Genomic DNA, 1,191 nt, shown 5'->3' with positions numbered 1-1,191 from the left:
AGTACTATTATGGAAAAGCCATCGCTAAAAAGAGATGGCTTTTATTTCTTTATAAATCACTTAGTCGGCAGTTTTATATCTTTAAACATCGCTTCAATATCTTCATTAGAACGTAAGGCAACCGCTTTATCCACCACATCACGGGTCAGATGTGGGGCGAAACGCAGAATAAAGTCATACATATAACTGCGCAAGAAAGTGCTGCGGCGGAAACCAATTTTCGTGGTGCTGTAGGTAAAGATATCACGGGCATCAACTATCACCAGATCAGGATCTTGGATCGGATCAACTGCCATACTGGCGATAACCCCCACACCCAGCCCTAATCGCACATAGGTTTTAATCACATCGGCATCTGTCGCGGTAAACACAATGCGCGGTGTCAGGCCAGCACGATTAAATGCAGTATCCAGTTCAGAACGACCAGTAAAACCAAAGGTATAAGTCACAATCGGGTATGCTGCCAGCTCTTCAATGCTGACGTGGGTTTTACCTGCTAAAGGATGATCAGGCTTCACTACCACAGCACGGTTCCAGTGATAGCACGGCAACATAATCAGGTCGTCATATAAATGCAGCGCCTCAGTGGCAATAGCGAAATCAGCGCTCCCTTTAGAAACCGCTTCGGCTATTTGGGTCGGCGAGCCTTGATGCATATGAAGCGACACACGCGGGTAGCGCTCGATAAAACCTTTAATCACATTCGGCAATGCATAACGCGCCTGAGTATGGGTAGTGGCTACATACAGCGAACCTTTATCAGGATAGGTATGTTCACCGGCAACGGCTTTGATAGCATCTACTTTGGACAAGACTTCACGGGCAATACGGATGATTTCCAGCCCTGCGGGGGTCACCTGCGTGAGATGTTTGCCACTGCGGGCAAAAATTTGGATACCCAGCTCATCTTCCAGCATGCGGACCTGCTTACTGATCCCCGGCTGCGAGGTATACAGTCCTTCTGCGGTGGACGATACGTTAAGGTTGTGATTGACCACCTCAACAATATAACGGAGCTGCTGCAATTTCATATCGATACCATCCTAGGTTGAACACTGTGGGAACGCCACAGTTTGGTATATCGGTATCACCCGGTATGCCGAGAAGTTATTAACTAAAACCCGTAAACTGCATGGTGCGAAGCTGGTCAGTATTGACCTTATAATAACATTAGGTGATAAGAAAATATTT

The 1,191-nt window shown here is 46.7% G+C and carries 1 protein-coding gene; it reads right to left on the bottom strand.

Annotated features, from left to right (window positions below; all coding sequences use genetic code 11):
- Positions 1-56 precede the first annotated feature (56 nt).
- Positions 57-1,031 carry an HTH-type transcriptional regulator CysB gene (gene cysB, locus V1952_RS21975; RefSeq protein ID WP_372558978.1) on the bottom strand — a complete coding sequence of 325 codons (975 nt, stop codon included), beginning with the start codon at positions 1,029-1,031 and terminating at the stop codon, positions 57-59.
- Between the last annotated feature and the right edge of the window lie 160 nt (positions 1,032-1,191).

This window comes from Yersinia sp. 2542 StPb PI, assembly GCF_048593855.1.
In the GTDB taxonomy this organism is placed as follows: Bacteria; Pseudomonadota; Gammaproteobacteria; order Enterobacterales; family Enterobacteriaceae; genus Yersinia; species Yersinia enterocolitica_E.
The sequence above is the reverse complement of the archived record's forward strand: the minus strand, read 5'-3'. Positions and strand labels throughout refer to the sequence as shown.

What these genes read in the sequence shown, in the direction of transcription:
- cysB (WP_372558978.1), bottom strand. Translation starts at nt 1,031, where the DNA reads ATGAAATTGCAGCAGCTCCGTTATATTGTTGAGGTGGTCAATCACAAC.